We start from the raw sequence: 26,222 nt of genomic DNA, 5'->3' as shown, positions 1-26,222 counted from the left end.
GATCTGGCCGAGCAGCTCCGGCGGCTGCTGACGCGCGCGACCGCGCCGGAGCAGCAGTGGCTGCGGGGACTGCTCACCGGGGAGGTGCGCCAGGGCGCCGGCGACGGGGTGGTGCTCAAGGCGATCGCGGAGGCCGCCGGCGTCCCGGAGGCCGCCGTCCGGCGGGCGGTGATGCTCGCCGGATTCCCCGGACCGGTGGCACGGGCCGCCCTCGTCGGCGGTGAGGAGGCGCTCGCGGCGGTCCGGCTGCAGGTGGGCCGGCCGCTACGCCCGATGCTCGCGGCCGCGGCACCGACGGTGACCGAGGCGGTCGCGCGCGTCGAGGGCCCGGTGGCGGTGGAGAGCAAGCTGGACGGCATCCGGGTGCAGGCCCACCGCGCCGGCGGGGAGGTCTCGCTGTTCACCCGGAGCCTGGAGGAGGTGACCGATCGCCTCCCCGAGGTGGTCGAGGTGGTCGCCGGCCTGCCCGGTGGTGACTGCGTGCTGGACGGTGAGGTCGTGGCGCTGGCGCGGGACGGGCGCCCGCACCCGTTCCAGGTGACCGGTGCGCGCACCGCCAGCAGCGCCGACCCCGACCGGCTGCGGGCGGAGGTGCCGCTGACCACCTTCCTGTTCGACCTGCTGCAGCACGAGGGCCACGACCTGGTGGACCTGCCGGCCGCCGACCGGTGGGACCGGCTCGCCGCGCTCGCGCCCGGTCAGCTGGTGCCGCGCACCGTGACCGACCGGCCGGAGGAGGCCGAGCGGTTCGCGGCCGACAGGATCGCCGAGGGGCACGAAGGAGTCGTGGTCAAGGACCTGGCCGCGCCGTACGCGGCGGGCCGGCGCGGGGCCGGCTGGATCAAGGTCAAGCCCCGGCACACCGTGGACCTGGTCGTGCTCGCGGTCGAGTGGGGCAGCGGCCGCCGCCGGGGCTGGCTGTCCAACATCCACCTCGGCGCGCGGGACGAGAACACCGGCGAGCTGGTCATGCTTGGCAAGACCTTCAAGGGGATGACCGACCGGATGCTGCAGTGGCAGACCGAGCGGTTCCTGGCGCTGGAGACCGGCCGCGAGGGGCACGTGGTGCACGTGCGGCCCGAGCAGGTGGTGGAGATCGCGTTCGACGGCGTCCAGGCCTCCCGCCGTTACCCCGGCGGGGTCGCGCTGCGGTTCGCGCGGGTGCTGCGGTACCGCGACGACAAGCCGGTCGAGGAGGTCGACACCGTGCAGCAGGTGCGCCGCCTCGGCGGACCCACCGACCGGTGATCGCCGGTCGCGGCCGCGCCTTGCTGGACACGTCGAGCCGCGCCGCGCACGCTGGACCCGTCCAGGCTCGCGAGGAGCCGAGGCAACCGTGGTCACACGGGGAGGAGCGCACATGGGACACACGCACCAGGCCCTGCTGGAGCGGCACCGGGCGGTCATGCCCTCGTGGCTGGCGCTGTACTACGAGCAGCCGATCGAGATCGCCTCGGGATCCGGGCGCCGGGTGCGCGACGGCGAGGGCCGGGAGTACCTGGACTTCTTCGCCGGCATCCTCACCACGATGCTGGGTTACGACGACCCGGCGGTGCGGGCGGCGCTGGAGAAGCAGCTGGGCACCGGGGTGCTGCACACCTCCACGCTGTACCTGATCCGGCAGCAGGTCGAGCTCGCCGAGCGGATCGCCGAGCGCTCCGGCATCCCCGACGCCCGGGTCTTCTTCACCAGCTCGGGCACCGAGGCGAACGAGGCGGCGCTGCTGCTGGCGTCCCAGTACCGGCGCAGCAACCAGGTGCTGGCGATGCGCAACAGCTACCACGGCCGGGCCTTCGCCACCGTCGGTATCACGGGCAACCGCGGCTGGTCGGCCAGCAGCCTGTCCCCGGTGCAGACCAGCTACCTCGGCGGCGCGTACCGGTACCGCAGCCCGCTGCGGCACCTTCCCGACGAGGAGTACAACGCTGCCTACGCCCAGGACCTGCGGGAGGTGCTGGCCACCACCACCAGTGGTGACGTGGCCTGTCTGGTCGCGGAGCCGATCCAGGGCGTCGGCGGGTTCGCGACCCCGCCGGACGGGTTCTACGGCGCCCTGAAGTCGGTCCTGGACGAGCACGGCATCCTGTTCGTCTCCGACGAGGTGCAGACCGGCTGGGGCCGCACCGGCGAGCACTTCTGGGGCTACCAGGCCCACGGGGTCGTGCCGGACGCGCTCACCTTCGCCAAGGGGCTGGGCAACGGCCTGGCCATCGGCGGCGTGGTCGCGCGCGCCGAGGTAATGGACTCGCTGCAGGCCAGCTCCATCTCGACGTTCGGGGGCAACCCGCTGGCCACCGCGGGCGCTGCGGCGGTGCTGGACCAGGTGGAGACGCTGGGCCTGCAGGGCAACGCCGCCCGGGTGGGTCGTCGGCTGCGGGAAGGGCTGACCGAGCTCGCCCACCGGCACCCCGTCGTCGGTGACGTCCGGGGCAAGGGGCTGATGCTCGGCGTCGAGCTCGTCGAGCCGGCCGAGGACGGGGCCCCGGCCCCGGCGGCGGCCACCCGCGTGCTCGAGGCCGCTCGCGAGCGCGGCCTGCTGGTCGGCAAGGGCGGGCTCTACGGCAACGTGCTGCGCATCGCCCCGCCCCTGACGGTGACGGAAGCGGAGGCCGACGAGGCGCTCGCCGCGCTGGCCGACGCAGTCGAGACGGCCAGCTGACCGCCCGCCGCTACCCGGGCCCGTAGCGGGCGCACTGCCGGCGCATCAGCTCCCGCATGGGGGTTCCCCGGGGAACGCCGTACACCGTGCCGGGGAAGTCGAGCTGCTCCTGCACCGCCCACAGCTCGTCATGGCGGTCGGGGGAGAACAGCTGCGCCGGGTCCCCGGCTGCGATCCACCCGATGGGGAGGACGCTGCCCGGCGCCAGCACCGAGTTGACGTGCAGGACACTGTTGATGCGCAGCTCGCAGCCGCTGCGGGCGCGGGAGCCGGGAAACATGGAGACCCCGGTGGCGACGAAGACCTCGTCCTCGACGACGGTGCCGTTGAGGTGGCTGTGGGGCCCGATGAGGACCGCGTCCCCGACCCGGAGGGGATGGTCGGACCGGCCCCGCAGCAGGGACTGCTCCATGACGAGCACGTCCGCCCCGATGGCCACCGGGCCCAGGTCCCCGTTCAGCACGGCCCCGTGCAGCACCCGGGACCGCGCCCCGATCGTGACGTCTCCGGTGACCACCGCGCTGGGTGCCACCCACGCCGTCGGGTCGATGCCGCCCATGCTGGTGATGCTAGTCAGGCAGCACCCCGCAGCGCCTCGGGCGCGAGCGCCAGGGTCACGACGGCTGCCGAAGCGGCGGACCAGGCCTGCGGCCGGCAGGAGGCCGGGTAGGGGACCGCCGCCGCGCCGACCGGCTCCCCGCCGACCAGCTCGGGGAAGCGGAACTCCGTGGCCGTCGCCAGCCGCAGCAGCCGCGCCGCCACCGTCCGCGCGTGCTCGTCCAGGCCCTCCCGCAGCATCCCCAGCAGGGCGATGGCGGTGTCGTGGGTCCAGACCGAGCCGGAGTGGTAGCCCATCGGGTTGTAGGCAGGGTTCTCCCGGGACAGCGTCCCGATACCGAACGGCCCCAGCAGGTCCGGCTGCAGCAGCCGGTCGGCGACCTCGCGCGCCTCGGCCGGCGGCAGCAGCCCGGTGCCCAGCACGTGGCCCATGTTGCTGCCGACGCCGTCCACCGGCCGGCTCTGGGCGTCGAGGGCCATCGCCAGGTAGCGGTCCTCGCCGCGCTCCACCCAGAACGCCTCCCGGGTCCGGCCGGCCAGGTCCGCGGCCCAGGACCGCCACCGAGCCCGCTCGTCCGGCTCGCCCTCGCCCAGCGCCGCCAGCAGGTCGGCCGCGACCAGGGCGGCCTGCACCGCGTAGGCCTGCGCCTCCAGGAGCGCGATCGGGGCCGGGGCCAGGCTGCCGTCGGCCCGGCGCATGCTGTCACCGGAGTCCTTCCAGCCCTGGTTGGCCAGCCCGGACCCGGTCTCGTCGACGTAGCGCAGGAAGCCGTCGGGGCTCTCCCGGACGGCCCGCTCCATCCAGCCCAGCGCCGCCCGCAGGTTCGGAAGCAGCGCACGGACCTGGTCCGCGGGCAGCCCCGCGGCGTGGGCCTCCCCGAGGAGCACGACCCACAACGGGGTGGCGTCCACCGTGCCGTAGTAGAGCGCGGGAAGCCGCAGGCCGGTGCCGTCGTAGCCGCTCCGGCGCACCTCGTGCAGGATCTTGCCCGGCTGCTCCGCACGACGCGGGTCGTCCGCCTGGCCCTGGCGGCGCGCCAGCGCCCGGAGCGTGCCGCCGGCGAGCTCGGTCGTCAGCGGCAGCATCATGCGGGCCACCCAGAGCGAGTCGCGGCCGAAGAGGGTGAGGTACCAGGGCGATCCCGCGGCCGCGAACCGGTCGGCCGGCGCCAGCGGGTCGGTCAGCAGCAGGTGGCGCAGGTCCGCCAGGTTGGTCGCGAGGGTCCGGGCGAGCGTCGGGTCCTGCACCCGGTCGGCGAGGGAGCCGGCGTCCCAGCCGGCGCCCGCCGCGCCGCCGCCCGCGTCGAAGTCGGTACCGGAGGACCGGGTGGCCGCCACGCGCAGCATGATCTCGGCGCTGCCGCGCGGGGGCACCGAGAGCTGCCAGACCAACCGGGCACCCTCACCGGTCAGCGTGCTGGTCTGGTGCGGGGACGGCGTGGCGTGCACCACCGTCCGGTGCCGCTCGTCCCGCCAGGACAGCTCGCGCTCGCCGGTGACCGGCAGCGCGGGACCTGCTGCCCTCCCGGCCTTCACCGCGGCGATGTCGGCGCCGTCCCCGGCGACCGCGAGCGCCACCTCGGTCCGGAGCGGCCGGTCGGCGCGCGAGCGCAGCTGCAGCCGCTCCACGATGCCGGTGGGCGTGACCTCCCGGCGCCGCAGCACCTCCACGGTCGGGTCGGGGCCGGCCGCACCCAGGTGCCGCGCTGCCGCCCAGAACTGGCTGACCGCCCCCTCGCTGGAGGCGGCCACCGGCTGCACCGGGTGCCCGTCCAGGGTGAGCCGCCACCGCGACAGCACCCGCCGGTCGTCCACGAGCAGCCCGGTTCCCGGGGCACCGATGTCGCCGCCGCGGTCGGCCAGCGTCGTCGCCGGCCCGTCGACCGCGATCTGCCACTCGTGCAGCCAGGGCTGCTGGCTGTCCGGCTCTGTCACCTGGCTCCTCCTCACCGGCCCGCCCGCCCCTGTCAGCGAGCGCCTGGGCGGCCCCTGACAGTGTCGCGCGGGACCCGGCGCTGATCACCATCACGATCCGCAGCTTCCATTGCGCCCCGGAACGAGCTGGCGCACTTCATCATCACCATGGCGGCGGCGCTGCTCATGACGATTCGCCCGGCCCCGGTGTTCGTGGTCGTCCAGCGCTCCCTCACCCACGGCGCCAACCTGGGCGCCGAGCAACGGTAAGGTCGTGAGGTTCCTCACGTTTCCCGCAAGCCTCCGACCGTCGCGGCGGTCGCACGTCGCCACACCAGCCACTTTGGCCCCTTGAGCCACTCCCGTCACACCGTCAGTGCCATAAGCCGCTGACCTGCGGGTACGAACTTTGTCAGAAGTCTGGCGGCAGGAGGGGTGGCAGCCGTACAGTCATAGTCTGCGGACCCCGAGACACCCAGTCAGGGACGCCACACCGAAGTTTGAGAAGGGGACGCCGTGCACGTTGCCGGGGGCGCCGCGGCGGGGAGACCCGCTCGGCACAGGGGGAGACAGCTGGTCGGCGTCACCGGCCACAGGCGGAGGCTGGTCATCCTCCCTGCGACGCTGCTGCTGGCGCTGCTGCCGATGGCGCCGGCCGCTGGACAGGAGGACCCGCCGCCGGTCGCGGCGGCACAGACCCAGGACGACCAGGCCTCCGACGGGGCCGGCGCGTCCCAGCAGGAGCAGCCAACCGAGGGCGACCAGGACCCGGCCGCCTCGACGGACCAGGGAGACGGCAGCGCGGCGGGCGAGGACCGGTCCGGCTCCTCGGGTGGAGACCCGGACGAGGGACCGGGTCAGGGCGGCGCAAGCCCGCCGCCGTGGCCGGCCGGCTCCTCCTCCTACGGCGGGCGTGCCACCGGCCCCGCGCCGCTGCAGACGCTGCCGGACGACCCGGCCTACCCGGTCCCCGGCCCCCCGAAGAGCCGCGGCCTCCCCGAGAAGATCGACGTCGCGCCCGCCTGGCAGCCGAACCTGGTCTGCGACCCGGTCGACCGGCCCGGGCTGGAAGCCTTCGGTGTCCTGGTGGGCGGCCACTACGGTCGCCCGGGCTTCACCACCTCCCGGCCCTGCATCGCCCAGCGCTCGGAGCACTACGACGGCCGGGCCGTGGACTGGCAGCTGAACGCCTACCACCCGCACGACCGCCGCATCGGCGACGCGGTCGTCAGCTGGCTGACCGCCGACGACGGTGAGATGGCGCGCCGGTTCGGGCTGCAGTCGATCATCTGGAACCAGCGGGTCTGGCACAACGACGGCCGCGGCTGGCAGCACTACGTGGGGCAGAGCCCGCACACCGACCACGTGCACTTCTCCTTCACCTGGGACGGGGCGATGATGCGCACCTCCTGGTGGACCGGCGTGGCCGTGGTCGAGCCCGACCTGGGGCCGTGCCCCGGGGCCTCCGGGCAGCCCGCCGCCAGCCCGCGGGCCCCCCGGTACGAGCCGTGCCCGCCGGCCGGCCTCGCCGCCTCCGAGGCGGCGCGCGCGGTGGCCTACGCCGAGCACCAGCGCACTCCGTACACCCGGCACAAGCGGCTCCGGCTGGCCGAGGGCGACCGAGGGCCGGCCGTGGAACGGCTGCAGCAGGCGCTCGGCCTGGAGACTGACGGGGTGTTCGGTCCGGTCACCGCCGAGGCGGTCGCCGAGCTGACCGCTGCCCACCCGCTGCTGCTGGAGTCCGAGGAGGTCTCGACGCTGGCCTGGCACCTGCTGGAGCTGCGCGACCACCCGACCCTGCCCTACCGGGACATCGCGCTGGAGCACGGCGACCGCGGCGCTGCCGTGGCGGTGCTGCAGCGCGTGCTCGGGGTCGAGGCCGACGGCATCTTCGGTCCGATCACCGAGCAGGCGGTGCGCGAGGTGCAGCAGGAGGCCGACCTGGAGACCACCGGAGTGGTCGACCCCGACACCTGGATCGCCATGGAGAAGGCCGCCCCGCTGGTGTCGGCGATCGCCGGTGACGAGGAGTCCGACGGGCCCGGCCCGAGCCGGGTCCGCGACCAGGTCTGAGGGCGTCGCGCGGCCCGGTGGCGGGCGACGCTACTACGCTGACGACCATGGCTGGGCGTCCGCACATCGCTGCGGTCCTCGAGGACGCGGTCTTCGCGCGGGTCGAGTCGTTGCTGCGCCGCATCGGCTGGCGCGAGCGGGTGCTGGGGTACACCGGCTACGGCACCCCCGGGCACGCGCGCGTCCTGGCCCGGGTGCTGCTGACCCGCCCGGGGCCGGAGGAGTCCGAGCAGGCCGAGGACGCCGGCGGGGCCGCCGCCGATGCGACCGCGCCCGAGGCCGAGCTGGAGGACGCGGAGACCACCCAGCGGGGGTGGCGCGCCTTCCTGACCGCCCCGGCCGCGGACGCCCCGCTGCGGGTCGAGCTGGGCTCGGCGTCGATGGAGGTGACGACCGACCGGGGCGGTTTCGTCGACGTGGTGGTCACCGGCCACGGCCTGGAACCGGGGTGGCACCGCGCCCGGCTGACGACGGGGGACGGCGCCACCGTAGGTGCCGCAGTGTGGATCATCGACCCCAGCGTCGGCACCGGGGTGGTCAGCGACATCGACGACACCGTGATGATCACCCACCTGCCTCGGCCGCTCATCGCCGGCTGGAACACCTTCGTGCGCTCCGAGCACGCCCGCGAGGCCGTCCCGGGGATGGCTGCCCTCTACCGGGCGCTGCTCTCCGAGCGGGACGGCATGCCGATCTTCTACCTGTCCACCGGGGCGTGGAACACCGCGCCCACCCTCACCCGGTTCCTGCGCCGGCACGACTACCCCGTCGGGCCGCTGCTGCTCACCGACTGGGGACCCACCAACACCGGCTGGTTCCGCAGCGGCCAGGAGCACAAGAAGGCCGAGCTGCACCGGCTGCTGGAGGATCTGCCGGGGATGCGGTGGATCCTGGTGGGCGACGACGGGCAGCACGACCCGGGCATCTACGGGGAGTTCAGCGAGCAGCACCCCGACGCGATCGAGGCGGTCGCCATCCGGCAGCTGACCCCCGCCCAACAGGTGCTCTCCCACGGGTTGCCGGTCGCGACCGACGAGCTGCTCGGCAAGCGGCACGGCGGCGTGCCGATGCTGCGGGCCCCGGACGGCTTCACGCTCCACCAGCTGCTGCACCACGCCCGCCGGACGACCCGGCGGCTACGCGGGCACCGCACCGGCGGCGGCCGGCAGGAGGTCGAGCGTGCCTGAGCTGCCAGAGGTGCAGGCGCTGGTCGACTTCCTCGCCTCCCGCGCGGTCGGCCGGGTGGTCACCGACGTCGAGCTGGGCTCGATCGCGGTCCTCAAGACGTTCGACCCGCCCCCGGACGCCCTGGTGGGCCGGCCGGTCGACGACGCCCGCCGGCACGGCAAGTTCCTGGACCTGGACGTCGACGGCACGCACCTGGTCTTCCACCTGGCCCGTGCCGGCTGGCTGCGCTGGTCGGAGGAGCTCGCCACGCGCCAGGTGCGGCCGGGCCGGTCGCCGATCGCGCTGCGGGTCCGGCTGGACGACGGGTCCGGGTTCGACCTCACCGAGGCCGGGACCCGCAAGAGCCTGGCGGTCTACCTCGTCGGCGACCCCACCGAGGTGCCCGGCATCGCCTCCCTCGGCCCCGACCCGCTGAGCGACGACTTCGACCGGGACGCCTTCGCCGCGCTGCTGGCGGGCAAGCGCACCCAGCTCAAGGGCCTGCTGCGGGACCAGAGCGTGCTGGCCGGGGTGGGCAACGCCTACTCCGACGAGATCCTGCACCGGGCCCGGCTGTCGCCGTTCGCGCTGGCCGCATCCCTGGGGACGGAGGAGGTGGACCGGCTCTACCGGGCGCTGCAGGAGGTGCTCGAGGAGGCGGTCGCGACGGCCGCCGGCCGCCCCGCGGCCGAGCTCAAGGACGCCAAGCGGGCCGGGATGGCCGTCCACGGCCGCACCGGCGAGGCCTGCCCGGTGTGCGACGACACCGTCCGGGAGGTCAGCTTCGCCGACTCCTCGCTGCAGTACTGCCCCACCTGCCAGACCGGCGGCAAGCTGCTGGCCGACCGGCGGATGTCCCGGCTGCTCAGGTGAGGCCACCGGCCTGCGGAGCTCGGCCGCTCGCAGCGGGCTGCCGGCGGCAGGCGGCGGCGCCGGTGCGAGGATGGGGCCTATGAGCGATGTCCCCGAGACGAGCGTGAACGACCTCGCCGACGACGCGGTGCTGCTGGACGTGCGCGAGCAGGACGAGTGGGATGCCGGGCACGCGCCCGGGGCGGTGCACGTGCCGATGGGGGAGGTGCCCTCCCGGCTCGGTGAGCTCCCGGAGACCGACGAGCCGCTGCCCGTGGTGTGCCGCAGCGGCGGGCGGTCCGGGCGCGCGGTCCAGTGGCTGCAGCGGCAGGGGTTCGACGTGGTGAACGTCGACGGCGGCATGCGGGCCTGGGCCGGCGCCGGCAAGCCGCTCCGCGCCGAGGCCGGGAACGAGCCCACCGTCATCTGAGTGGCCGCGCTCTCACTCGTGCCGGCGGGACCGCCGGCGCGGTGGCGGGGGAGGCACCGGCTTGGCCGCGACGACCGCGTCCGACGGGACGGTCACGTCGCCCTGCCGGGTCCGCACCACGAACGCGTCCTGACGGCGGGCCACCAGCTCGCCCAGGGCGTCCGTCGCACGCTCGCCTCCCTCGATCAGGTAGCGCACCACCACCCGGGTCCCCTCGGGGACCCCGGGGAGGACGCGGTCAGGGGGCAGCGGCACCGGTCCAGTCTGCCAACTGCAGTGGGCCGGTGCGCGTGGGACGACCCAGCGGCTACCGTCATCTGGCTGTGTCTCGGGGTGAGGCTAGACAGCGCAAGACTCGATGATCGAGGCCAAGCGGCCCGGTGGGCGACCCGCGCGAGTGGGGGGTGGTTGACGCCGAGCGGCGTGATCCCGGTGGACGACCCGCGCGAGTGGTGGATCGTTCCCGCCTGTGCGACCACCGGTGCCGAGGGGTCCATCGCTGGGTGAGGAGCTGCCGGCAGACATCCGGGGCGACCGGTAGCGGCGGGCTCACCCGGCCGCCCGCGCGCGACACGGCTGGTGCGGTCTGGTCAAATCTGCCGGGTCGGCTAGAGAGCCGCATACGCTGCGATCGTGGACCCCATCCGGAACCCCTACGCCCCCGGTGCCGGCCAGCGCCCCCCGGAGCTGGCGGGCCGCGACGAGCAGCTGGAGACCTTCGCCGTCGTGCTCGAGCGGATCTCCCGCGGCCGCCCGGAGCGCTCGGTGGTGCTCACCGGCCTGCGTGGCGTCGGCAAGACCGTGCTGCTCAACGCGCTGCGCTCCACCGCAGTCAGGAGCCGGTGGGGGACGGGCAAGCTCGAGGCACGACCCGACCAGTCGCTGCGCCGGCCGCTGGCCAGTGCGCTGCACGTGGCCGTCCGCGAGCTGGGCCACCCGAGGGGTGAGGAGCTCGACCACGTCCTCGGGGTCATCAAGGCCTTCGCGCAGCGGGAGCAGACCGGCGCCAAGCTGCGAGACCGGTGGAACCCCGGCATCGACGCCCCCGCAGTCAGCGGCCGCGCCGACTCCGGCGACATCGAGATCGACCTGGTGGAGCTGCTCACCGACGTGGGTGGGCTGGCGGCCGACGTCGGCCGGGGCGTGGCGGTGTTCGTCGACGAGATGCAGGACCTCGGGCCGGAGGACGTCTCCGCGCTGTGCGCCGCGTGCCACGAGCTGAGCCAGTCGGCGCTGCCGGTCATCGTGGTAGGGGCAGGGCTGCCGCACCTACCCGCGGTGCTGTCGGCCAGCAAGTCCTACTCGGAACGGCTGTTCCGGTACAACCGGATCGACCGGCTGGACCGGGGCGAGGCCGAGCGGGCGCTGCAGGCGCCGGCCAAGGAGGAGGACGCGGAGTTCAGCCCGGACGCGCTCACCGCGATGTACGCCGCGACCGGCGGCTACCCGTACTTCATCCAGGCCTACGGCAAGGCGGTCTGGGACCTGGCACCGGCGTCCCCGATCACCGCCGAGGACGTCGCGGTGGCGGCCCCGGAGGCGGAGAGCGAGCTGGCGGTGGGCTTCTTCGGGAGCCGGTACGAGCGTGCGACGCCCGGCGAGCGGGAGTACCTGCGGGCCATGGCGGACCTGGGCGCGCAGGCGCTCGCCGGCGACGGCGGCCCCGCCGACGAGGTGGAGTCGGTCGCGACGGCCGACGTGGCGCGGCACCTGGCGCGCAAGCCGCAGTCGCTCTCGCCCGCACGGGACTCGCTGCTGAAGAAGGGGCTGATCTACTCCGGCGAGCGCGGGCGCATCGCCTTCACCGTGCCGCACTTCGGCCGCTACCTGCGCGCGCAGAGCTGACGCGCAGAGCTGGGCCACCGGAACGGCCGGGCAGGGGCCGACGGCTAGGACGCGAGCTGGACGGGCCCCTCAGGCGGTGCCGGCTCCGGGCCCGCCGGCAGCGCGGCCGCGGCCGGGGAGTCGGCAGCCGGCGCAGCGGCCGCGAGCGGACCGGCCTCGGTGCGGCGGCCTCCCGGAGCGGGCCGGTCCTCGGCGAGCGGGCCGGCGGTGTCCTCCGGCTCCCCCTCCGGGCCGCGCTGGGCCTCGAGCAGGCCGGCGGTGATGCCCGCGAGCGTCATCAGGGCCAGCGCGGAGACACCGATGGTGCGCACCGACCCGGTCGGTTCGACCACCAGCAGCACCAGACCGGTGGCGACAGTCAGCAGGACCCAGACGGGGGTGGGGAGCAACAACATGGGCATCTCTCGGCGGAACAAGCAGTGGGTCGGGTGCGGTGGCACGCCCCGCACCCGGGTCGGGCGACGGAGTGGGGCGTGGGCCACGTGACGGAACCGCCCCGCGGACAGGGGGGCGGCCCACCTCCATTCTACATCCCCGCGGCGGTGTCGAGGGCCACCGATGACGGCGCGTCCGCGCAGGTCAGCCAGCGACCAGGCGGCCCCGTCCGGCTGCCTCACCATGGGGGTCAGCCGGGGTCGCGGTCACGGTGCCCCGCGGGGCCCACCTCCGGTTCGATGCGGACGCCGGGCACCGGCGGGCCGCCGCGGCGCGCCAGCTGCACCGCGTGCCAGCTGTAGGCCAGCAGTGCCAGCGCGAACGCCGCCGAGAGCAGCAGTCCGGCCCCGACGAGCCAGCCACCGGGCAGCCACCAGCTCGCGGGCAGCGGCCACCACCCGGCGACCGGCGGCTGCAGCACCCACACCACCCCCAGCGTGGCCATCGCGCAGGTGCTGAGGAGGCTGCCGGTCAGCCGCCAGGGCGACAGCACCCCCTCGGCCGCGGCCCGCCAGGCGGCGTGTCGCACCGGGGTCAGGAGCCGCTGTGCCCAGCGGTAGTGCCGGGCCAGCACCGCCAGCCCGGCCACGAGCGGGAGCAGGCCGGGACCGGGCAGCACCAGCCCAGCGATCCCCGCGGCCACGAGCAGCCAGCCCACGGTCTTGCGGATCGTGTGCCAGACCTCCCCTGCTAACCGGTCGCGCACACCCACGGCCCCATCATGCCTGCTGGGCGGCGGGGGCCGCCGTCCGCGCGCCGGGCGGCACGCCGAGCCAGGGCAGCGCGGCGAGCAGCGCGACCGCGGCGGTGAGCCCGAACGCCCAGCCGTACCCGGCGGCATCGGCCACCAGGCCCACCAGGACCGGCCCGAGGATCGCCCCGAAGTCCTGTGCCATCTGGTAGGTCGCCAGCACCGGACCGCCGCGCCGGTCCCGGCCGATCACGTCGGCGACGGCCGCCTGCTGGGCGGGGTTCACCAGCCCCGCTCCCAGACCGGAGACGGCGCTGAGCACCAGCAGCACCAGGAGCGAGTCGCTCAGCCCGAGCAGCCCCAGCCCGACCGCGGTCACCACCAGGCCCGCGAGCACGAGCGGGCGGCGACCCCACCGGTCGGCCCACCGGCCGCCGACCTGCAGCGAGGCGGCGGTGCCCACCGCGGCGAGGGCGAGCGCGGTCCCTGCCACCCAGGTCTCGTCGTGCACCGCCACCGCGAGCTGGGGAAGCACCGCGACCCGGACGCCGAAGTTCGCCCAGCCGTTGGCGAAGGCCGACACCACCGCGGCCCGGTAGGCCGGCTGCAGCCACGCCTCCCGGGTCCCCATCGCCGGGCGCGGCGCCTCGTCCGGTGCCGGCCGGAGCCGGGCCCCGGACAGCCGGGTCGCCACCACGCCGGCAGCCAGCACCAGCGCCGCCGCGTACACCGCGAACGGCACCCGCATCCCCAGGCTCGCCAGGGCGCCACCCAGCACCGGTCCGAGCATGCCGCCGATGAGAAAGCTGCTGGCGTACGCCGAGGAGACCCGGCCGCGCATCCCGGGCGGCGCCAGCCGCACCAGCAGCGCCATCGACGAGACGGTGAACATGATGGAGCCGATGCCGCCGGCGCCGCGGAACAGAAGCAGCTGCGGGTAGGAGCCCGCGAAGGCGGTGGCCAGCGAGGAGGCGGCCACGATGAGCAGCCCGGTGAGGTAGATCGGACGCTCGCCGAACCGGGAGACCAGGGCGCCGCCCGCGGGGGCGAACAGCAGCCGGAACGCCGCGAACGCCGAGACGACCAGCGAGGCGGCCGCCACCCCGACGTCGAAGCTGCGGGCGTAGGCGGGCAGGACCGGTGAGACCAGGCCGTACCCCACCGCGATGACGAAGGCGGCGGCGACCAGGACCCAGATCTCGCCCGGTAACCGCTCCGGCGCGGCCTCCGGCGCCGTCCTCCCCGCTGCCCTCATCACCCTCCTCAGCACGTCGGCCTCCGGCGGGAGCAACGCCGGACCCGCCGGGGCTGTTCCGCCCCCGGTAGCCTCGGCGGCATGAGCACCGCGCCTCTCGAGCAGCGCACCCTCGGCCGGAGCGGCCGCCACGTCTCCCTCGTCGGGCTGGGAACCTGGCAGCTCGGCGGGAACTGGGGACAGGTGCCGGAGGAGGACGCCCTCGCCGTGCTGGCGGCCGCCGTGGACGCCGGCGGGACCTTCGTCGACACCGCGGACGTGTACGGCGACGGCCGCAGCGAGCAGCTCATCGGGCGGTTCCTGCGGCAGCGGGGCGGTGACGGGCTGACGGTGGCCACCAAGATGGGTCGCCGGGCGCCGCAGCAGCCGGAGAGCTACACCCTCGAAAACTTCCGTGCCTGGACCGACCGCTCCCGGCGCAACCTCGGCGTCGACACCCTGGACCTGGTGCAGCTGCACTGCCCGCCGACGGCCACCGTCACCGACGACGCCACCTACGACGCCCTGGACGCTCTTGTCGACGAGGGCGCGGTCGCTGCGTACGGCGTCAGCGTGGAGACCGTCGAGCAGGCGCTCGCCGCGATCGCCCGCCCGCACGTCGCCACCGTCCAGATCATCCTCAACGCCTTCCGGCTCCGACCGGTGCAGGAGGTGCTCCCCGCCGCGCGCGAGGCCGGCGTCGGCGTCATCGCCCGGGTGCCGCTCGCCTCCGGGCTGCTGTCCGGCCGCTACGACGAGTCGACCACCTTCAGCGACGACGACCACCGCACCTTCAACCGGCACGGCGAGGCCTTCGACGTCGGAGAGACCTTCTCCGGCGTCGACTACACCACCGGTGTGGAGGCGGCACGCAAGTTCTCGGCGATGGCGGCGCAGTGGGGGCCGGAGGGGGCCACGCCCGCGCAGGTCGCGGTGGCCTGGGTCGCCCAGCAGCCCGGGGTCAGCACCGTCATCCCCGGCGCCCGCGACCCCGAGCAGGCCCGGCGCAACGCCACCGCGGGCCGGCTCCCGGCGCTGGCGCCGGAGCTGCTGGACGGCGTCGAGCGGCTCTACGACGCCTACTTCCGGCAGGCTGTGCACGGCCGATGGTGAGCGCCGCCGCGCCGGACGGCAGGATGAGGCCATGACCCTCCACGCCGACGACTACCAGGCCGCCCGGGACCGCTACGACCAGATGACCTACCGCCGCTGCGGGCGCAGCGGCCTGGACCTGCCGGCCATCTCGCTCGGGCTGTGGCACAACTTCGGCGACGACGTGCCGCTGGAGCGGCAGCGGGCCATCCTGCGCCGGGCCTTCGACCGGGGCGTGACGCACTTCGACCTGGCCAACAACTACGGCCCGCCGTACGGGTCGGCCGAGCGCAACTTCGGCACCGTCTACGCCCAGGACCTGCGCCGCTACCGGGACGAGCTGGTCATCTCCACCAAGGCCGGCTACGACATGTGGCCGGGCCCGTACGGGCAGGGCGGCGGCTCCCGCAAGTACCTGCTGGCCTCCCTCGACCAGTCCCTGCAGCGGATGGGACTGGACTACGTCGACATCTTCTACAGCCACCGGTTCGACCCCACGACGCCGCTGGAGGAGACGATGGGGGCACTGGACTCGGCCGTCCGGCAGGGCAAGGCGCTCTACGTCGGGATCTCCAGCTACGGCCCGGAGCGAACCCGGGAGGCGGTGCGGATCCTGCGCGAGCTCGGCACGCCGCTGCTGATCCACCAGCCGTCCTACTCGATGCTCAACCGCTGGATCGAGGACGGGCTGCTGGACGTGCTGGGCCAGGAGGGCGTCGGGTCGATCGCGTTCTCCCCGCTGGCCCAGGGCATGCTCACCGACAAGTACCTGGGCGGCGTCCCGGAGGGGTCGCGGGCCGCGCAGGGCAAGTCGCTGGACCCGGCGCTGCTGACCGAGGAGGCGCTGGCGCACGTGCGCGCCCTGAACGACCTGGCGCGGGAGCGCGGACAGAGCCTAGCCCAGCTGGCGCTCGCCTGGGCGCTGCGGGACGAGCGGGTCACCTCGGTCCTCGTCGGCGCCAGCAGCGTCCGCCAGCTCGACGACAACCTCGACGCGCTCGGCACCACCGGCTTCACCGACGAGGAGCTGGCGCGCATCGACCGGCACGCCGTCGACTCCGGCATCAACCTGTGGGCCCGCAGCTCCGAGCAGTAGCGGCCGCACAGCCAGCCGTCCCCTCACCCGACCCGAGGAGCACCGGATGAGTCAGGAGCAGGACGCCCCCTGGTGGCGCTCGGCCGTGGTCTACCAGGTCTACCCGCGCAGCTTCGCCGACTCCGACGGCGACGGGATCGGTGACCTGCCGGGCATCCTGTCCCGGCTGGACCACCTGGAGCGGCTCGGGGTCGACGTGGTGTGGCTGTCACCGATCTACGCCTCGCCGCAGGCCGACAACGGCTACGACATCAGCGACTACCGGTCGATCGACCCGACGTTCGGGACGATGGCCGACTTCGAGGAGCTGGTGGCGGCGCTGCACGCCCGGGGCATCAAGCTGGTCATGGACCTGGTGGTCAACCACACCTCCGACGAGCACCCGTGGTTCGTGGAGTCCCGGTCCGGCCCCGACAGCCCGAAGCGGGACTGGTACTGGTGGCGGCCGCCGCGGGAAGGGTTCGCGCCGGGCGAGCCGGGCGCCGAGCCGACCAACTGGCGGTCGCTGTTCTCCGGGCCCACCTGGCAGCTGGACGAGGCGACCGGTGAGTACTACCTGCACCTGTTCGACACCAAGCAGCCGGACCTCAACTGGGAGAACCCCGAGGTCCGGCACGCGATCTACGCGATGATGCGCTGGTGGCTGGACCGGGGTGTGGACGGCTTCCGGATGGACGTCATCAACATGATCTCCAAGGACCCGGCGCTGCCCGACGGCGTGCCCGGCGACGACGGGCTGGGCGACGGGTTCCCGCACTTCATCTGCGGGCCACGCGTCCACGAGTTCCTGCAGGAGATGCACCGCGAGGTCTTCGAGGGGCGTGACCGCGACCTGCTGACCGTCGGTGAGATGCCCGGGGTGACGTGGGAGGAGGCGGTGCTGTTCACCGACCCGGCCCGGCAGGAGCTGGACATGGTGTTCCAGTTCGAGCACGTCCGGCTCGACCACGGTCCCGGCGGCAAGTTCGACCCGCAGCCGCTGGACCTGCCCGCCCTCAAGGCGTCGCTGGACCGGTGGCAGCAGCGGCTGGGCGAGGTCGGCTGGAACAGCCTCTACTGGTGCAACCACGACCAGCCGCGGGTGGTCTCCCGGTTCGGCGACGAGGACCGCTACTGGCGGGAGTCGGCGACCGCCTGGGCCACCGTGCTGCAACTGCACCGCGGCACGCCCTACGTCTACCAGGGCGAGGAGCTGGGGATGACCAACGCCGCCCTGGCCACGCCCGAGGACCTGCGCGACGTCGAGTCGCTCAACCACCTGCGGCACGCGGTCGAGGCCGGCATGGAGCAGCAGGACGTGCTTGCCGGGATCCGGGCGATGGGCCGGGACAACGCGCGCACGCCCGTGCAGTGGGACGCCTCCGAGCACGCCGGCTTCACCACCGGCGAGCCGTGGATCGCGGTCAACCCCAACCACGGCTGGCTCAACGCGGCCGTCCAGTACGACGACCCCTCCTCGGTCTTCCACCACTACCGGGCGCTGATCGAGCTCCGGCACCGGGAGCCGGTCGTCGCCCACGGTGACTTCACGATGCTGCTGCCCGACCACGAGCGGGTGTACGCCTACGAGCGGCGGCTCGGAGGCACCCGGCTGCTGGTCGTGGTGAACCTCAGCGGCGAGCCGGTGGCGGCCGACGTCGCGCCGAGCGGTGAGCTGGTGCTCGGCAACCTCACCGGCCAGCCCGGTAGCGGCGCAGGCACCCCCGCGGACGGCAGCACGGCGCCGCTGCCGCTGCAGCCCTGGGAGGCGCGGGTCTACCTGGACCGCGGCTGACCCACCGCTGCGTCGCGCCAGCGAGCGGGCCCCGAGCGCCTACTCTGACCGCCATGAGACTGGTCGACCTCGCCACCGCCCTGGGGGCCCCGCTGCCGGAGGGAGCCGACCCGGACACCGGCGTCACCGGCGTGACGCACCAGGCCGACTGGGTGCGCCCGGGTGACCTGTTCGTCGCGGTGCGCGGCACCCGGTTCGACGGGCACGACTTCATCGCCCGGGCCGTCGGGGCCGGCGCCGTCGCCGCCGCCGGCGAGGGCCTGCCGGCGGGAGCCGACTGCCCGGTGCCCTACCTGACGGTGCCGGCCGCCCGGCCGGCGCTGGCCGACGCGGCGGCCGAGCTGGCCGGCCACCCCAGCCGGGAGCTGACCGTGCTGGGGGTGACCGGCACCGACGGCAAGACCACCACCAGCTGCCTGCTGCGGCACCTGCTGCGGGCGGCGGGCATCCCGACCGGGCTGCTGTCCACCATCGGGTACGAGCTGCCCGACGGGGTGCTGCGGCAGCCGCCGGCGCACTTCACCACGCCGGAGGCCCCGCAGGTGCAGCAGATCCTGCGGGAGATGGCGCACGCCGGCGCCCGCGCCGTGGTTGTGGAGACCTCCAGCCACGCGCTCGCGCTCGACCGGGTCCGTGGCGTCGACTACGACATCGCCGTCTGGACGAACCTGACCGGGGAGCACCTGGACTTCCACGGCTCCATGGAGGGCTACTTCGCCGACAAGGCCAAGCTGGTCGAGCGGGCGCGGGAGGCCGTGCTCAACCTCGACGACGCGTGGACCCCGCGGCTGCTGGACCGCGCCGGGCAGGTCACCACCTATCGCGCGGAGCACCGCTCGCCGGCGGACGCCGACTGGTGGGTCACCGACGTCACCGAGGGTCCGGACGACCTGCGGTTCACCGTGCACTCCCCGGAGGGGGAGGCGGCCGCGGTGCTGCCCATGATCGGCCGGTTCAACGTGCACAACGCCCTCGCCGCGCTCGCCGCCGGGCACCGCGCCGGGGTGAGCCTGGAGCAGCTGCTGACCGGGCTGGCGACCTTCGCCGGCGTGCCGGGCCGGATGGAGATGGTCGAGCGGGAGGCGGGCGACCCCCGGGTCATCGTCGACTTCGCCCACACCGCCCCCAGCCTGGAGAAGGCGCTCGCGACCGTCCGGGTCACCACGGAGGGTCGGCTGTGGGTGGTGCTGGGCTCGGCCGGCGGCCCGCGGGACCCGTCCAAGCGTGCCCCGCTGGGCGAGGTCGCCTCGCGGCTGGCCGACCGGGTGGTGTTCACGGAGGAGGACCACCGGGACACCCCGCTGCGGGACATCCTGGAGGAGATGGAGCGCGGCGCCAGCCGGACCGGACGGGGCAACTACACCAGCATCGGCAACCGGGTGGAGGCGATCCGGCACGTCATCGCCGAGGCCGCACCCGAGGACACCGTCGTGCTCGCTGGCAAGGGGCCGGAGGAGACCCTGGAGCGGGACACCGAGACCATCCCGTGGAACGAGCTGCAGCAGGCGCTCGACGCCCTCGCCGCGCGGCGGGCAGGTATCCGGTCCTGACGCTTCCGACGTCGGCACCGGCCAACCGACGCCGGCGCCGCCATTGTCTTGACTCGTTCAGGAAAACGGGTCATGCTCGAGCGCATGCCACCGGACTTCCGAGCCATGCTGCGGGGGGCCTCGTTGCGGGTGACGGGCCCCCGGCTGGCCGTGCTGGACGCCGTGCACGAGCACGCGCACGCGGACACCGACACGGTGATCCAGCGGGTGCGTGCCGACCTGCCGACGGTCTCCCACCAGGCGGTGTACGACGTCCTCCGGGCGCTCACCGTCGCCGGGCTGGTGCGGCGCATCCAGCCCGCGGGGTCGGTGGCCCGCTACGAGGCCCGGGTGGGTGACAACCACCACCACGTGGTCTGCCGTGACTGCGGCAGGATCGACGACGTCGACTGCGCCGTCGGCCAGCCCCCCTGCCTCACCGCCTCGGACGACCACGGGTTCACCGTGGAGGAGGCCGAGGTCATCTACTGGGGCCGGTGCCCCGACTGCGCCAGCCCATCCCGGGTGTCGACCGACCAGCCCTGACCATGTCCGAGTACCACCGAGCCAGAAGGAAGCCATGACCGACACCGAGAACATCCCGGCCGACCCCAACGCCCAGGGTGCGAACCGGAAGCCGGAGGGCGGCTGCCCGATCGCCCACGAGGGCGTCACGCAGCCGGAAGGCAGCGAGAGCGAGAACCCCGCGATCGACTCGCCGGAGCCCAAGGGGCACCGGCCGCGGACCAACCAGGACTGGTGGCCGGACCAGCTCGACCTCTCCGTGCTCGACTCGCGCTCGCCCCGGCGTGACCCGCTGGGGGAGAGCTTCAGCTACCGCGAGGAGTTCCAGAAGCTCGACGTGGAGGCCCTTAAGCAGGACATCGTCGAGGTGCTGACCACCTCCCAGGACTGGTGGCCGGCCGACTTCGGCCACTACGGCGGGTTGATGATCCGGATGAGCTGGCACGCGGCCGGCACCTACCGGGTGCACGACGGCCGAGGCGGGGCCAGCGACGGCAGCCAGCGGTTCGCGCCGCTGAACAGCTGGCCGGACAACGCCAACCTCGACAAGGCCCGCCGGCTGCTGTGGCCGGTCAAGCAGAAGTACGGCCAGAAGATCTCCTGGGCCGACCTGCTCGTCCTGGCGGGCAACGTGGCGATGGAGTCGATGGGCTTCCGGACGTTCGGCTTCGCCTTCGGCCGGGAGGACGTCTGGCAGCCCGAGCAGATCTTCTGGGGGCCCGAGGACGCCTGGCTCGGTGACGAGCGCTACACCGACGAGAGCGACGTGCTGCCCGGCGTCGGGTCGACCGAGATGGGGCTGATCTACGTCAACCCCGAGGGCCCAATGGGCAACCCGGACCCGCAGCGGGCGGCGGCCTACATCCGGGAGACCTTCAAGCGGATGGCGATGAACGACGAGGAGACGGTCGCGCTCATCGCCGGCGGCCACACCTTCGGCAAGACCCACGGGGCCGGGCCCGCCGAGGATCACGTCGGCCCGGAGCCGGAAGCGGCGCCGCTGGAGAACCAGGGGCTGGGCTGGCTGAGCAGCTACCGCAGCGGCAAGGGTGCCGACACGATCACCAGCGGCCTGGAGGTCACCTGGACCGCCACGCCGACCCAGTGGAGCAACGGGTTCTTCGCGAACCTGTTCGAGTTCGAGTACGAGCTGACCAAGAGCCCGGCCGGTGGCTGGCAGTGGGTCGCCACAGACGCCCCGGAGATCATCCCGGACGCCCACGACCCGGAGAAGAAGCACAAGCCGACCATGCTCACCACCGACCTGGCGCTGCGGTCCGACCCGGCCTACGAGAAGATCTCCCGCCGGTTCTACGAGAACCCCGACGAGTTCGCCGAGGCGTTCGGCAAGGCCTGGTACAAGCTGCTGCACCGTGACATGGGGCCGGTCGGCAACCAGTACCTGGGCCCGTGGGTCCCCGAGCCGCAGCTGTGGCAGGACCCGGTGCCTGCCGTCGACCACGAGCTGATCGACGAGCAGGACGCCGCGGCCCTCAAGGCACGGCTGCTCGACTCCGGGCTCTCGGTGTCCCGGCTGGCGCGCACCGCCTGGGCGGCCGCGTCGACCTACCGCAAGACCGACCGCCGCGGCGGCGTCAACGGCGCCCGGATCCGGCTGGAGCCGCAGCGCAGCTGGGCGGTGAACCAGGCCGACCAGGTCGAGGACGTGCTACAGGTGCTCGAGCAGGTGCAGCGGGAGTTCAACGACGCCCAGAGCGGCGGCAAGCGGGTCTCGCTGGCCGACGTCATCGTGCTGGCCGGCAACGCGGCTGTCGAGCAGGCGGCCCGGGACGCCGGCGTGGAGGTCACCGTGCCGTTCCGGCCCGGCCGCACCGATGCCAGCCAGGACCAGACCGAGGTCGAGTCCTTCCAGTACCTGGAGTCACAGGCCGACGGCTTCCGCAACTGGGTGGCCGAGGACGCCCAGGTGCGCCCGGAGGAGCTGCTGCTCGACAAGGCCTACCTGCTGGACCTGACCGCCCCGGAGATGACCGTGCTGGTCGGCGGCATGCGGGCGCTCGGGGCCAACGTCGGGGGCGCGTCGCACGGCGTGCTCACCGATCGTCCCGGCGTGCTCACCGGCGACTTCTTCGGCAACCTGCTCTCGCCCGGGATGCGCTGGGTGAAGTCGCAGTCCGAGGAGGGGGTCTACGAGGTCCAGGACATCGGTACCGGTCAGACCCGGTGGACCGCGACCTCGGTCGACCTGGTCTTCGGGTCCAACTCCGAGCTGCGCGCCCTCGCCGAGGTCTACGCCAGCGAGGACGCCCGCGAGAAGCTCGTCCGCGACTTCGCCGCTGCCTGGGGCAAGGTGATGGAGCTGGACCGGTTCGACCTGGCCTGAGCCACTGCTCGCTGACGGGCCCGGCAGGCGCGCTCCCGCGTCGACCGGGCCCGTTAGTGTGCCGGGCGTGAGGAGACGGGCGGGCGCGCTGCTGGTGGCCGGTGCGACCTCGGACGCGGGCAAGACCCTGGTGACCACCGGACTGTGCCGGGCGCTGGCGCGGCGGGGCCTGCGGGTGGCGCCGTTCAAGGCGCAGAACATGTCGAACAACTCCATGGTCACCGCCGACGGCGCCGAGATCGGGCGGGCGCAGTGGGTGCAGGCGGTCGCCGCCGGCGCCGAGCCGGAGGCCGCGATGAACCCGGTGCTGCTCAAGCCCGGGAGCGACCACCGCAGTCACGTCGTGCTCATGGGACGGCCCCACGGCCAGCTCGCGGCCGGGGAGTTCGCCAGCGGCCGGGAGCGGCTGCGGGAGGCGGCGTTCGCGGCGTACGAGGACCTGTGCCGCCGCTACGACGCGGTGGTGTGCGAGGGCGCCGGCGGTGTGGCCGAGATCAACCTGCGCTCCGGTGACTTCGTCAACCTCGGCCTGGCCCGGCACGGCGCCATGCCGACCGTGGTCGTGGGGGACATCGACCGGGGCGGGGTGTTCGCCTCGCTGTTCGGGTCGCTGGCGCTGCTGGGACCGCAGGACCAGGCCCTGGTCGCTGGCTTCGTGGTGAACAAGTTCCGGGGCGACGTGGGCCTGCTCCGTCCCGGCCTGCGGCAGCTGGAGTCCCTCACCGGCCGGCCGGTCCTCGGCGTGCTGCCCTGGGCGCCGGACCTGTGGTGGGACTCCGAGGACACCCTCGCGATCGAGCACCTCGACACCGACCGGCGCGCCGACCCGCGCACGTCGCTGCGGGTCGCCGTCGTCCGGCTGCCCCGGATCAGCAACTTCACCGACGTGGACGCCCTCGCCCTGGAGCCGGACGTCGAGCTGAGCTACGCCGACACCCCCCGCGCGCTGGCCTCGGCGGACCTGGTCGTGCTGCCCGGGACCCGGTCGACGATGGCCGACCTGGCGTGGTTGCGGGCACGCGGGCTGGCCGAGGCCGTGCTGGCCCACCACCGGGCCGGAGGCGCCGTGCTCGGCCTGTGCGGCGGCTACCAGATGCTGGGCCGCCAGATCGAGGACCGGGACGGCGTGGAGGGGCCTGCGGGCGCCAGGGCGGAGGGCCTGGGGCTGCTGGACGTGGCGACGACGTTCCTGGCCGAGAAGGTGCTGCGGCTGCCGACCGGCAGCGCGTTCGGGGCGCCGGCGAGCGGCTACGAGATCCACCACGGGCGGGTGCGCGTCGCCCGCGGGGAGCCCTTCCTCGGGGGCGTCCGGGACGGCGCCGTCCTCGGGACCATGTGGCACGGCAGCCTGGAGGGCGACGCGCTGCGCGCGGCGCTGCTGCGGGAGGTCGCCTCGCACGTGGGCCGGGAGGGGTTCCGCCCGGGCGGGGTGTCGTTCGCGCGGGCCCGCACGGCACGGCTGGACCGGCTCGGCGACCTCGTCGAGGAGCACCTAAACATGGACCGCGTCTGCGAGCTGGTCACCGGTGGCGTCCCCGCCGGGCTCCCCGTCCTCACCGCTGCCCTGGCAGCAGCTCCCGCAGCGCGCTGACCAGCCGCTCGCGCACCGCCTCCTGCAGCGGCACCGCCACCCGCACGTAGCGGCCGTCCAGCCCCGGGAACGTCGTGCACCGCCGTGCCGCGAGCCCGTGCTCCAGCAGCCGCTCGCGCAGGTCCGGCAGCGGCCCGCGGAGCAGCACGTAGTTGGCCGGCGAGGGCCAGACCGACAGCGGCGCGCCGTCGCTGGCCGGGCCCGCTTCCGGCGCCGTCAGCCCCGTCTCCCGGAGCCGGGCGAGCAGCGCCTCGCGAGCGTCCTGGACCCGGGCGGCTCGCACCGCCCGCTCCGGCTCGGCGTCCGGGTGGCACAGCCGGGCGACGGCGTGCGCCGCGGGTGTGCTCACCGGCCACGGCTGCAGCGCGCCGGCCACCCGGGCGACCAGGTCGGCCGCTCCGGTGAGGTAGCCGACCCGCAGCCCGGCCAGCCCCCAGACCTTGGTGAGGCTGCGCACGGACAGCACGCCCGGCAGGTCGGCTCCGGCGACGCCGGTCGCGTCCGGGAGGAACTCGGCGAACGCCTCGTCCACGACCACGACCCGGCCCGGCCGGGTGAGCGCGCGCACCACCTCCACCGGTTCCAGCCGCCCGGTCGGGTTGTCCGGGCGGCCCAGCACCAGCAAGTCGGCGTCCTCGGGCACGTGGGCCGGGTCCAGTGCGAAGTCGTCACGGGCGCGGCGCAGCACGCGACGGACCTCGGTGCCCGTCGAGCGCAGCGCCGCCTCCGGGGCGGTGAAGGAGGGGTGCACGCAGGCCGCGCGCCGCGGGCGCAGCGCGTGGGCGAGGGCCCAGAACGCCTCTGCCGCCCCGTTGGTGAGCAGGCACTGCTCGGGCGACAGCCCGTGCCGGCCGGCGGCGACCGCCCGCGCTGCCGACGTGTCCGGGTAGCCGGCCAGGTCCAGGGCCGCCAGCTCGTCCACCAGCCAGGCCGGTGGCCCTGGCCACACGTTGACGGCGAGGTCGGTGGCCCCGGGCGGCACCTGCCGGTCACCGTGGTCGTGCAGTCCCGCGGTCCCGTCGGGCCCGGTCCCTGCGGCGGGTGCCTCAGAAGTCGATGCCACGGCGGGCCCGTACGCCGGTCTGGTAGGCGTGCTTGACGTTGCGCATCTCGGTCACCGTGTCCGCCAGCGCGATGAGCTCCTCCGGTGCGTTCCGGCCGGTGCAGACGACGTTCGTGGCCGGGGCGCGGTCGCGGACCGCGGCCCACACCTCGTGACCGTCCAGCCAGCCGTAGTTGACCGGGTAGGTGACCTCGTCCAGCACCACGACGTCGTGCTCGCCGGCGGCGAGCACGTGGGCCGCCTGCTCCCACGCGGACCGGGCGATCGCCTCGGAGCGACCCAGGTCGTCGCTCTCCCAGGTGAACCCGTCGCCGATGGTCCACCAGTCCACGCCCAGGTCCCGGGCCACCTGCTCCTCCCCGGTCCGGTACCGGCCGGACTTCATGAACTGCACGACGCCGACCCGCCAGCCGCGGGCGACGGCGCGCATGACGGTGCCGAACGCGGCGGTCGACTTGCCCTTGCCGTCACCGGTGTTCACGAGCACGACCGAGGGGACGTGCCGCCGGGGCGGGCGGGGCCGGTCGTGCGACGGGAGGGCCTCGGTGCGGGTGGGGCTCATGCTGCTCCTTCGAGTCGGGTCGGGGGCCGGGTGATGAGCTCGGTGGCCGCCGCGACCAGGACGGCCGTCGCGGCGGCGCGGGCCGCGAGCCGCAGCGCGGCGGTGGTGTCCGCCGGTCCGGGGTCGCGGCCGGCGTCGTTGAGCGCGTAGTGGCCGGGCTTGGTCAGCCGGACGTCGAGCGTCAGCGCCAGCGCCGCCATCGGCCAGCCGCCGTTCGGCGACGGGGTCCGGCGCGCCTCCCGGGACAGCGCAGACCGCCACCGGGGCCGGCCTCGCGCCAGCAGCGCCGCGGTCAGCCGGGCGGGCAGCAGGTTCAGCACGTCGTCGGCCCGTGCGGCGACCTTGCCGGCGTGCTCCCACCGCGGGCTGCGGTAGCCCCACATCGCGTCCGCGGTGTTCACCAGCCGGTAGGCCGCGGCCGCCGGCAGCCCGCCCACGACGTACCAGAACAGCGGCGCGACGATGGAGTCGGACAGGTTCTCCGCCAGCGACTCCAGCGCCGAGGCCCGCACCTCGGCCTCGGTCAGCAGGCGCGGGTCGCGGCTGACGATGCGGGCGAGCCGCTCCCGTCCCGCCGGCAGCGACCGGGTCAGCGCGCGTTCCACCGCGGCGACCTCGGTGAGCAGCACCCTGCCCGAGCCCAGCGTCCACAGCACGGTCCCGCCCAGCAGGGCACCGGCCGGCGCCGGGAGGCGTGCTGCGGTGCTCCCGGCGGCGGCACCCGGCCGTCGACCTCGTAGTAGAGCCGGGTCGCCATCTGGAACACCACCTGCACGGTGCCGGCCGCG

General features: G+C 74.5%; 24 protein-coding genes. 14 read left to right on the top strand and 10 right to left on the bottom strand.

The window, feature by feature from the left end:
* Both GFJ45_RS08150 and GFJ45_RS08145 read left to right on the top strand, forming a co-directional pair.
* Positions 1–1,248 (top strand): ATP-dependent DNA ligase (locus GFJ45_RS08150; protein ID WP_153395993.1); only part of this gene is annotated, 1,248 nt, incomplete at its 5' end.
* A gap of 112 nt (positions 1,249–1,360) precedes the next feature.
* Positions 1,361–2,659 carry an aspartate aminotransferase family protein gene (locus GFJ45_RS08145; RefSeq protein ID WP_153395991.1) on the top strand — a complete coding sequence of 433 codons (1,299 nt, stop codon included), beginning with the start codon at positions 1,361–1,363 and terminating at the stop codon, positions 2,657–2,659.
* A gap of 10 nt (positions 2,660–2,669) precedes the next feature.
* Here the strand turns inward: GFJ45_RS08145 and GFJ45_RS08140 are convergent, their stop codons facing one another.
* Together GFJ45_RS08140 and GFJ45_RS08135 are read right to left on the bottom strand one after the other, a co-directional pair.
* Positions 2,670–3,218: a gamma carbonic anhydrase family protein gene (locus tag GFJ45_RS08140; protein ID WP_153395989.1), complete on the bottom strand. Its 549-nt coding sequence runs from the start codon at positions 3,216–3,218 to the stop codon at positions 2,670–2,672.
* 14 nt (positions 3,219–3,232) lie between these two features.
* Positions 3,233–5,152 carry an amylo-alpha-1,6-glucosidase gene (locus GFJ45_RS08135; protein WP_153395987.1) on the bottom strand — a complete coding sequence of 640 codons (1,920 nt, stop codon included), beginning with the start codon at positions 5,150–5,152 and terminating at the stop codon, positions 3,233–3,235.
* A gap of 624 nt (positions 5,153–5,776) precedes the next feature.
* Between GFJ45_RS08135 and GFJ45_RS08130 the strand changes: the two genes are divergently transcribed.
* The 4 genes from GFJ45_RS08130 to GFJ45_RS08115 all read left to right on the top strand — a co-directional run bounded on the left by GFJ45_RS08130 (position 5,777) and on the right by GFJ45_RS08115 (position 9,653).
* Complete coding sequence (locus GFJ45_RS08130) at positions 5,777–7,204, top strand: peptidoglycan-binding domain-containing protein (RefSeq protein WP_153395985.1); 1,428 nt, start codon at positions 5,777–5,779, stop codon at positions 7,202–7,204.
* A gap of 47 nt (positions 7,205–7,251) precedes the next feature.
* Positions 7,252–8,391, top strand: coding sequence for an App1 family protein (locus GFJ45_RS08125; RefSeq protein WP_153395983.1), 1,140 nt, complete (start codon positions 7,252–7,254; stop codon positions 8,389–8,391).
* Positions 8,384–9,244 carry an Fpg/Nei family DNA glycosylase gene (locus tag GFJ45_RS08120; protein ID WP_153395981.1) on the top strand — a complete coding sequence of 287 codons (861 nt, stop codon included), beginning with the start codon at positions 8,384–8,386 and terminating at the stop codon, positions 9,242–9,244. Before GFJ45_RS08125 ends, GFJ45_RS08120 begins: the two co-directional genes overlap by 8 nt.
* A gap of 79 nt (positions 9,245–9,323) precedes the next feature.
* Positions 9,324–9,653, top strand: coding sequence for a rhodanese-like domain-containing protein (locus GFJ45_RS08115; protein ID WP_228386699.1), 330 nt, complete (start codon positions 9,324–9,326; stop codon positions 9,651–9,653).
* A gap of 12 nt (positions 9,654–9,665) precedes the next feature.
* Here GFJ45_RS08115 and GFJ45_RS08110 read toward each other — a convergent pair whose 3' ends face one another.
* Positions 9,666–9,908 (bottom strand): putative acetyltransferase, encoded by a 243-nt coding sequence (locus GFJ45_RS08110; RefSeq protein ID WP_228386698.1) that lies wholly within the window; start codon positions 9,906–9,908, stop codon positions 9,666–9,668.
* A 378-nt stretch (positions 9,909–10,286) separates the two neighbouring features.
* On the opposite strand from GFJ45_RS08110, the gene GFJ45_RS08105 reads away from it, so the two are divergent.
* Positions 10,287–11,498, top strand: a complete 1,212-nt coding sequence (locus tag GFJ45_RS08105) for an ATP-binding protein (RefSeq protein ID WP_153395977.1) — start codon at positions 10,287–10,289, stop codon at positions 11,496–11,498.
* A 44-nt stretch (positions 11,499–11,542) separates the two neighbouring features.
* Here GFJ45_RS08105 and GFJ45_RS16340 read toward each other — a convergent pair whose 3' ends face one another.
* The 3 genes from GFJ45_RS16340 to GFJ45_RS08090 all read right to left on the bottom strand — a co-directional run bounded on the left by GFJ45_RS16340 (position 11,543) and on the right by GFJ45_RS08090 (position 13,879).
* On the bottom strand, positions 11,543–11,893 hold the full coding sequence (locus GFJ45_RS16340; RefSeq protein ID WP_194288582.1) for a hypothetical protein: 351 nt from the start codon (positions 11,891–11,893) through the stop codon (positions 11,543–11,545).
* A gap of 230 nt (positions 11,894–12,123) precedes the next feature.
* Positions 12,124–12,645 carry a PGPGW domain-containing protein gene (locus GFJ45_RS08095; protein WP_194288583.1) on the bottom strand — a complete coding sequence of 174 codons (522 nt, stop codon included), beginning with the start codon at positions 12,643–12,645 and terminating at the stop codon, positions 12,124–12,126.
* Positions 12,646–12,652: 7 nt separating this feature from the next.
* Entirely contained in the window at positions 12,653–13,879 is a 1,227-nt protein-coding gene (locus GFJ45_RS08090; RefSeq protein ID WP_153395973.1) for an MFS transporter, read from the bottom strand.
* Positions 13,880–13,960: 81 nt separating this feature from the next.
* Here GFJ45_RS08090 and GFJ45_RS08085 point away from each other — a divergent pair, with 81 nt between their 5' ends.
* The 7 genes from GFJ45_RS08085 (at position 13,961) to GFJ45_RS08055 (ending at position 23,809) form a co-directional block, all read left to right on the top strand.
* Positions 13,961–14,971 carry an aldo/keto reductase gene (locus tag GFJ45_RS08085; RefSeq protein ID WP_153395971.1) on the top strand — a complete coding sequence of 337 codons (1,011 nt, stop codon included), beginning with the start codon at positions 13,961–13,963 and terminating at the stop codon, positions 14,969–14,971.
* A 31-nt stretch (positions 14,972–15,002) separates the two neighbouring features.
* Positions 15,003–16,046: an L-glyceraldehyde 3-phosphate reductase gene (mgrA, locus tag GFJ45_RS08080; RefSeq protein ID WP_153395969.1), complete on the top strand. Its 1,044-nt coding sequence runs from the start codon at positions 15,003–15,005 to the stop codon at positions 16,044–16,046.
* A 46-nt stretch (positions 16,047–16,092) separates the two neighbouring features.
* Positions 16,093–17,820, top strand: a complete 1,728-nt coding sequence (locus tag GFJ45_RS08075) for a glycoside hydrolase family 13 protein (protein ID WP_153395967.1) — start codon at positions 16,093–16,095, stop codon at positions 17,818–17,820.
* Between the two features lie 53 nt (positions 17,821–17,873).
* Positions 17,874–19,370, top strand: a complete 1,497-nt coding sequence (locus GFJ45_RS08070; RefSeq protein WP_153395965.1) for a UDP-N-acetylmuramoyl-L-alanyl-D-glutamate--2,6-diaminopimelate ligase — start codon at positions 17,874–17,876, stop codon at positions 19,368–19,370.
* Positions 19,371–19,454: 84 nt separating this feature from the next.
* The gene (locus GFJ45_RS08065) at positions 19,455–19,895 is read left to right on the top strand and encodes a Fur family transcriptional regulator (protein WP_153395999.1); all 441 of its coding nucleotides are present in this window, start codon (positions 19,455–19,457) and stop codon (positions 19,893–19,895) included.
* Between the two features lie 34 nt (positions 19,896–19,929).
* On the top strand, positions 19,930–22,218 hold the full coding sequence (gene katG / locus GFJ45_RS08060; protein ID WP_153395963.1) for a catalase/peroxidase HPI: 2,289 nt from the start codon (positions 19,930–19,932) through the stop codon (positions 22,216–22,218).
* 67 nt (positions 22,219–22,285) lie between these two features.
* Positions 22,286–23,809 carry a cobyric acid synthase gene (locus tag GFJ45_RS08055; RefSeq protein WP_228386697.1) on the top strand — a complete coding sequence of 508 codons (1,524 nt, stop codon included), beginning with the start codon at positions 22,286–22,288 and terminating at the stop codon, positions 23,807–23,809.
* Here GFJ45_RS08055 and GFJ45_RS08050 read toward each other — a convergent pair.
* From GFJ45_RS08050 to GFJ45_RS16750, 4 genes are all read right to left on the bottom strand, one after another.
* Positions 23,772–24,872, bottom strand: coding sequence for an aminotransferase class I/II-fold pyridoxal phosphate-dependent enzyme (locus tag GFJ45_RS08050; RefSeq protein ID WP_228386693.1), 1,101 nt, complete (start codon positions 24,870–24,872; stop codon positions 23,772–23,774). The genes GFJ45_RS08055 and GFJ45_RS08050 overlap by 38 nt on opposite strands.
* The gene (cobO, locus tag GFJ45_RS08045; protein WP_153395961.1) at positions 24,856–25,434 is read right to left on the bottom strand and encodes a cob(I)yrinic acid a,c-diamide adenosyltransferase; all 579 of its coding nucleotides are present in this window, start codon (positions 25,432–25,434) and stop codon (positions 24,856–24,858) included. The genes GFJ45_RS08050 and cobO overlap by 17 nt, the downstream gene beginning before the upstream one ends.
* Positions 25,431–26,063, bottom strand: a complete 633-nt coding sequence (locus GFJ45_RS08040; protein WP_267128854.1) for a CobD/CbiB family cobalamin biosynthesis protein — start codon at positions 26,061–26,063, stop codon at positions 25,431–25,433. The genes cobO and GFJ45_RS08040 overlap by 4 nt, the downstream gene beginning before the upstream one ends.
* On the bottom strand, positions 26,024–26,222 hold a 199-nt coding region (locus tag GFJ45_RS16750; RefSeq protein WP_228386701.1), incomplete at its 5' end, for a hypothetical protein. The genes GFJ45_RS16750 and GFJ45_RS08040, both read right to left, overlap by 40 nt.

This window comes from Ornithinicoccus halotolerans, from assembly GCF_009602535.1.
Classification (GTDB): domain Bacteria; phylum Actinomycetota; class Actinomycetes; order Actinomycetales; family Dermatophilaceae; genus Ornithinicoccus; species Ornithinicoccus halotolerans.
The sequence above is the reverse complement of the archived record's forward strand: the minus strand, read 5'-3'. Positions and strand labels throughout refer to the sequence as shown.

Excerpts from the sequence above, each read along its gene's own strand:
- GFJ45_RS08145 (WP_153395991.1), top strand. The coding sequence starts at position 1,361 with ATGGGACACACGCACCAGGCCCTGCTGGAGCGGCACCGGGCGGTCATG.
- GFJ45_RS08140 (WP_153395989.1), bottom strand. The coding sequence starts at position 3,218 with ATGGGCGGCATCGACCCGACGGCGTGGGTGGCACCCAGCGCGGTGGTC.
- GFJ45_RS08130 (WP_153395985.1), top strand. The coding sequence starts at position 5,777 with ATGGCGCCGGCCGCTGGACAGGAGGACCCGCCGCCGGTCGCGGCGGCA.
- GFJ45_RS08125 (WP_153395983.1), top strand. The coding sequence starts at position 7,252 with ATGGCTGGGCGTCCGCACATCGCTGCGGTCCTCGAGGACGCGGTCTTC.
- GFJ45_RS08115 (WP_228386699.1), top strand. The coding sequence starts at position 9,324 with ATGAGCGATGTCCCCGAGACGAGCGTGAACGACCTCGCCGACGACGCG.
- GFJ45_RS16340 (WP_194288582.1), bottom strand. The coding sequence starts at position 11,893 with ATGTTGTTGCTCCCCACCCCCGTCTGGGTCCTGCTGACTGTCGCCACC.
- GFJ45_RS08090 (WP_153395973.1), bottom strand. The coding sequence starts at position 13,879 with ATGAGGGCAGCGGGGAGGACGGCGCCGGAGGCCGCGCCGGAGCGGTTA.
- GFJ45_RS08085 (WP_153395971.1), top strand. The coding sequence starts at position 13,961 with ATGAGCACCGCGCCTCTCGAGCAGCGCACCCTCGGCCGGAGCGGCCGC.
- mgrA (WP_153395969.1), top strand. The coding sequence starts at position 15,003 with ATGACCCTCCACGCCGACGACTACCAGGCCGCCCGGGACCGCTACGAC.
- GFJ45_RS08075 (WP_153395967.1), top strand. The coding sequence starts at position 16,093 with ATGAGTCAGGAGCAGGACGCCCCCTGGTGGCGCTCGGCCGTGGTCTAC.
- GFJ45_RS08070 (WP_153395965.1), top strand. The coding sequence starts at position 17,874 with ATGAGACTGGTCGACCTCGCCACCGCCCTGGGGGCCCCGCTGCCGGAG.
- GFJ45_RS08065 (WP_153395999.1), top strand. The coding sequence starts at position 19,455 with ATGCCACCGGACTTCCGAGCCATGCTGCGGGGGGCCTCGTTGCGGGTG.
- katG (WP_153395963.1), top strand. The coding sequence starts at position 19,930 with ATGACCGACACCGAGAACATCCCGGCCGACCCCAACGCCCAGGGTGCG.
- cobO (WP_153395961.1), bottom strand. The coding sequence starts at position 25,434 with ATGAGCCCCACCCGCACCGAGGCCCTCCCGTCGCACGACCGGCCCCGC.